Source organism: Thermanaerothrix sp. (assembly GCA_026417795.1).
Taxonomy (GTDB): Bacteria; Synergistota; Synergistia; order Synergistales; family Synergistaceae; genus Thermanaerovibrio.
In genome coordinates, this window is record JAOACP010000057.1 from 1 (window position 1) to 5208 (window position 5208).

A 5208-nucleotide genomic window follows, 5' to 3' on the forward strand; every position below is an offset into this window, starting at 1 on the left:
GTCCAGGACCTCCCACAGAGCTCTGTCCCGCCGTAAACCATCATCGGCCCCTTCCCTACCCCTTCCACCGGAGTCGGGGCGGCTGATGCGCCTTACACCCTTCAATATCACCGCCCCTATGGAACTAAGCCAGTCCAACCCCTTAGACCCCCAACGGAAGGACCTGGAATCCCGCCTGCGCCTGGTCCGCCTGGCCCGCCAAGCCCCACCGGCGGCATCCCTGCTAGGAGCAGCTCCCGGAGGTGGGCTGGAGCTCGCACCTTCCCTCTGGCCCAACGAGTCGTACGCCCCCCGCTGAACCGCCTCCCGGATGGACATGTAGGCCCTGTTTATCTCCGCAAAACGACGAGAGTGCTCGGGACCTGCCACATCGGGATGATAGGCCCTGGCAAGCCTCCGGAACGCCGACTTAACATCCTCCCAGCTGGCGCCGGGGGAAAGCCCCAACGTCTTGAGATCAACCTCAAGGCTCACCGTTAAGCACCCTCTCCATGTCTAAAATGAGCCGGTCCAACACGTCCAGAGCCTCCAAGGCAAGCCCTTCTTGCCCCGCTCCGCTGAGCCGCCTTACCTTCCCCATCATCCCAAGAAGCCGCTCCTGCACCGGCCTCGAAACTGACATGCTGAGCACCGCAAGACGGGCCTCCCGGTCACGGAGCTCCCGCTCCAAATCAAAGGACGCAGCCCCGCCAGAAAGGGTAAGGTCCACCACCCGGCTGGCGGACCAGTTGCCGGTCATGACCTTTACCCGAAGGAGCCCTCCGGTATCAACCACCAAGGAGAGCCTGACATCCCCCTTCTCTCCCGACGGAACCGGCACCCGATATATAACCCTGGACCCGGAAGAACCCCTCAAAACCCCTTCCCCCTGAACAAGGGTAACCGAACCGTCCAGGTAGTCCAAAGGGACCGACGAGGAGACCTCCGCTGGCAGAGGAGAACCTCGATTGACCAGCGTCCTCACGGACCCATCCTTCAAGACAACTCCAACGGAAGCGCTCAAAACATCTATGAGCAGCCTGTCGCCTCCCTGCCTTATGAAAAGGCTAGCCCCCAGGGCCACCGCCTCATCGGGACACACCTTCATGTGCTCAATGGGACCCACCCGCTCGCTAAGGCGCCGCCGGAGGAGGGGTATCCTTCCGCTTCCACCCACCACCACAAGCCGGTCCGGGCGGTGGCGTCTAAAGAGCCTTTCAGCAAGACGCACCACTTCATCTATTACAGGGGCTATTATGCCCTCAAGGTCCTCCCTGGTCACCCTAAGGGGTTCTGCCCCATCAAAGCCCCAGGGGGGGACCCAATCCACCACCCCCACGTCTGAAAGGGCTATCTTAACCTGCTCGGCCTCCCTAAGGACTATGAGCCAACGGGGGTCAACCTCATCAATGGGTACGCTGCCAAGATGACGCCAAAGCCACACCGCAAGGCGTCTGTCCAGATCATACCCCCCAAGATCCTTACGCCCCAGGCTGTCCAACACCTGGAAAACCCCGTCCTCTCCCTCGAGGACCGATATGTCCAGTGTGCCTCCCCCAAAGTCAAGGATCAGGAACCTGCCGTCCGAGGCCACCGAGAGGGCCGCCGCGGTGGGCTCGTTTAAAACCCTCACAAACTCGAAGCCCGCCCCCTTTGCGGAGCGGTACAGCGCCCCCCGCTCCGGGAACCCGAAGTGGGCAGGAACCGTTATCACCCCGGAGGTCACAAAGCTTCCAAGCGACGCCTCCGCGTCCTCCCGCAAAAGGCACAGAAGATGAGACAGCAGATCCTCCGCTCCGTAGGCCCTGCCTCCACAGCGGGCCACCCAATCGGTACCGAGCTTCCTCTTTACGTCCCACCACATGTCGCCAGAGGACATGGCGGAACCCCTTAAAGCATCGTCCCCACAAAGGAAACGCCCATCCCTGTAAGCCACGTAAGAGGGGGTCCTGGTCTTGCCCCAACGGTTGGGCAAAACCCTGGGCACCCCTCCAGGGGGACAATACGATACCAGGGAATAACGGGTTCCCAGGTCTATGCCTATGACGGGCTCCCTCAACAGAACACCTCCGAAAACCACCCACGCCAGTTTCCACTCAAATCCCTGCAAGGGCAAGGACGGACGGCTTCCTCAGCTCAATGCCGCGATCTAATACTCCTCCGACTTCAATGACTTACAAAGGATATAACAAATCATCGGACGAGACAAAAGCCCCATCACCAACCCCAAGGACACCCCCCCTGGAGACGGTGGGAGATAACTGGACAACCACCCCAGAAGGTCCATGATATGGGAAGCGAACCCTCACGAACTCCTCGGTAAGCCCGTCTCCCATCCCCCCCGAGACCCTCTCGACCAACACCGTAACGCTGCGGCCGACGAACCTGGAGGCAAAGGCCTCCAAGCTAGAGGCCCCAAAATCCATGAGCCTGCTAAGCCGCGCCCGCACCACCTCCAAAGCGGGCCTCTCCCAATCAAAAGCGGTAGTACCAGGCCTTGGAGAGTACTGGAAGGAGTGTATGCGGCCCACCGAAGCACGGCCAAGAACCCTCACGGTGTTCTCGAAGGCCTCCTCGTCCTCCCCTGGGAAACCCACCATAACATCGGAGCTAACGTGAAGGTCATCACCGAGGATCTCCCTGGCCCTGTCAACCAAGGCCACGTAATCGTCCCCCCTGTAGCCCCTGCCCATCCGCCGAAGAACCCTATCGTCTCCGCTTTGAAGGGGGACATGCAGATGCCTCATGAATATTCCGCAGTCCCTAAGGGCATTGAGCAGCCTTTCATCTATGGAAAAAGGCTCAATGGACCCGAACCTAAGCCTCTTGAGCCCCTCCACCACCCCCAAGGCACCCACCAGGTCCGCAAGGTCAAAGCCCTCCCAACGGTAGTCCCCCAGGTGAACCCCCGTAAGCACCACCTCCAAGGCCCCGGCATCCAAGACCCTACGCACCTCATCAAGCACATCCCCCAAGGGCCTTGACCTTGAGGGGCCCCTCAGCTTGGGTATTATGCAGTACGTACATCCCCTGGAGCATCCATCCTGAACCTTAACGAACGCCCTGGTGTGCCTGGTGGGCATGAGCAGGGCAAGGGAGTCCCAACCGGCATCCTCGCTCCGGTACACCGGATCCAGCTTCTCTCCACGGACATGTCGCTCCACCAACTGGGGCACCAGATGTTTCATGCCGTTAGCCAACCCCACGTCTACCCCCATGTTCAAAAGGTCCTCGTCGGATACCCGGTTCACCCAACATCCGCAAACCATAAGAAGGGCATCGGGGTTTTTACGCCTGAGTCGCCTTATCTCCTGCCTGGCCTTCCTCTCCGCCTCAGCTGTCACCGCACAGCTTACCAAGACCAGAACCCCGGCGTCCTCGGCTCTTTCGGCCCCGTGGGCCCCAAGGGAGAGAAGCTCCGAAGCGATGGCATCCCCCTCGTACTGATTTACCCTGCATCCATGGGACACCAGGAAAAAACCTATCCCCCCAAGGCCGCTCACAGGGAAGCCACCTCCGGGTAAAGAAGCCTTACCGCACCAAGGGCGGCGGCAACCGCGGTGGAGGCCCTGAGCACCCTGGGCCCCAGCGAAACCGGTTTAAAACCGGCCTCTCTAAGGAAGCCGGCCTCCCTGCCGCTCCAGTCCCCCTCAGGCCCCACCGCAACTACCACATCCCAAGGCCCCAAAGCGGACGCCAGCGGCACGGAATCGCAGGACAAGAAGGCCCCCAAACGAACCTCCGGCATCTGCGAAAGGTCGATCTCCTCCAGGGGCTTCAAATCCATGAGCTCAGGGGCCTTAAGAGCCCCACACTGCCTGGTGGACTCCAAGAGGATCCTCTCATAACGGGCCCTCTTGCGCCCCCAATCGTCGGGCCTTGGAACGGAACGCTCGCAAAGCACCGGCCAGATCCTGGCCACCCCAAGCTCACAGGCCACCCGAAGCACCTGATCCCACTGATCCGCCTTAAGGAACCCTATAAGAAGATCCACCCTGCGGCGATAATCCACCCCAGGGCAGCGGGACACCTCAAGGGCCTCAACGCCTACAGGGGTGACTTGAAGCCGCAAAAGTACCGCACCTTCCTCGGACAACCCCTCCACAAGGGCTCCGGTGTAACACCGAAGGACCTTAGTGAGGTGCCTTGCCTGGGCCTGATCCAACAGATACCGGCCCACTCCGATCTTTGCGCAGCACTCAAGCCTTAAGCGATGCAAGGACACCCCACCAGTCCCCCTGGGTCATCTCCGCCAAAGCCTTCATCCCATTCTCCGCCATGGCCCCAAGGAACTCGTCCCTTTCAGCGGCCAGAAGCCCGGAGAATACGCAAAGCCCCCGATCGGTGAGAACCCCCTTAACATGGGGAAGCATGGCCAGAAGGGGATCCTTGAGTATGTTTGCGGTAAGAAGATCCACCTTCTGGGAGAACCCCTTCAAGAGGTCTCCCTCCTCAAAGGCCACCCTTCCCTCCAGATGGTTCAAGGCCAGGTTCTCCTCGAGTTCGGAGGCCACGGTGCCGTCAAGGTCCCGGGCAAAAACACTAGAAGCCCCAAGCTTCAACGCCCCTATGGCAAGGATCCCGGACCCGGTCCCCACGTCCAAGGCGCTGAAACCATCCCCAAGTGCCTCACAGGCGCGTTCCATGAGCTCAAGGGCTATCCTGGTGCTCTCGTGATACCCGGTTCCAAAGGCGCTGCCGGGTTTTATGATTATGGGCACCCGCTCTCCTCTGTAGGAATCCGCATGCCACGGGGCGGTTATCACAAAGGACCTGCCGGCCTCAACGGGGGTGAATCCCTCCTCGCAAACCTTGTACCAAGGCTGGTTCTCAAGCTTCCCGGAGTCCTCCACCACAATCCCCGGTATATCCCGGAGGGCCTCCAAAAGCCTTCCCTGCCAATAACCCAGGTCATGGGACGACAGGAAGTAATATCGAATCCTAACCCCCGACGGCAGCTCCTGAACCTCCGACCCGCAGCTTCCCGCCATGTCCGCGGCGGACATGAGGGCATCCTCGGACCCGTCGGGTCCCATGAGGGTTATGTACCACCAGAAAGAGCCCACGAAACACACCCCTCTCTCAACTCTCAACATCTAAAACTCCAAAAGGGGGAAGCGCCGAGAGCACTTCCCCCCTTGGGTCAACCTCCGAAAAAGCCCTTCAGCTTGTCTAGTATACCCTCTTCCTGTCGGACTTTTACGTTCATCTCCTGGGCTAAGGCCTGAA

At 60.3% G+C, this 5208-nt stretch carries 5 protein-coding genes; all 5 read right to left on the reverse strand.

What is annotated here, in order from left to right:
- Positions 1–474 (reverse strand): DnaJ domain-containing protein (locus tag N2315_08690; protein MCX7829253.1); only part of this gene is annotated, 474 nt, incomplete at its 3' end.
- Positions 464–2038 (reverse strand): Hsp70 family protein, encoded by a 1575-nt coding sequence (locus tag N2315_08695; protein ID MCX7829254.1) that lies wholly within the window; start codon positions 2036–2038, stop codon positions 464–466. The genes N2315_08690 and N2315_08695, both read right to left, overlap by 11 nt.
- Positions 2039–2153: 115 nt before the next feature.
- Positions 2154–3482 carry a MiaB/RimO family radical SAM methylthiotransferase gene (locus N2315_08700; GenBank protein ID MCX7829255.1) on the reverse strand — a complete coding sequence of 443 codons (1329 nt, stop codon included), beginning with the start codon at positions 3480–3482 and terminating at the stop codon, positions 2154–2156.
- Positions 3479–4204 (reverse strand): 16S rRNA (uracil(1498)-N(3))-methyltransferase, encoded by a 726-nt coding sequence (locus N2315_08705; GenBank protein MCX7829256.1) that lies wholly within the window; start codon positions 4202–4204, stop codon positions 3479–3481. The genes N2315_08700 and N2315_08705 overlap by 4 nt, the downstream gene beginning before the upstream one ends.
- Positions 4179–5072, reverse strand: coding sequence for a 50S ribosomal protein L11 methyltransferase (locus N2315_08710; GenBank protein MCX7829257.1), 894 nt, complete (start codon positions 5070–5072; stop codon positions 4179–4181). The genes N2315_08705 and N2315_08710 overlap by 26 nt, the downstream gene beginning before the upstream one ends.
- Positions 5073–5208 lie beyond the last annotated feature (136 nt).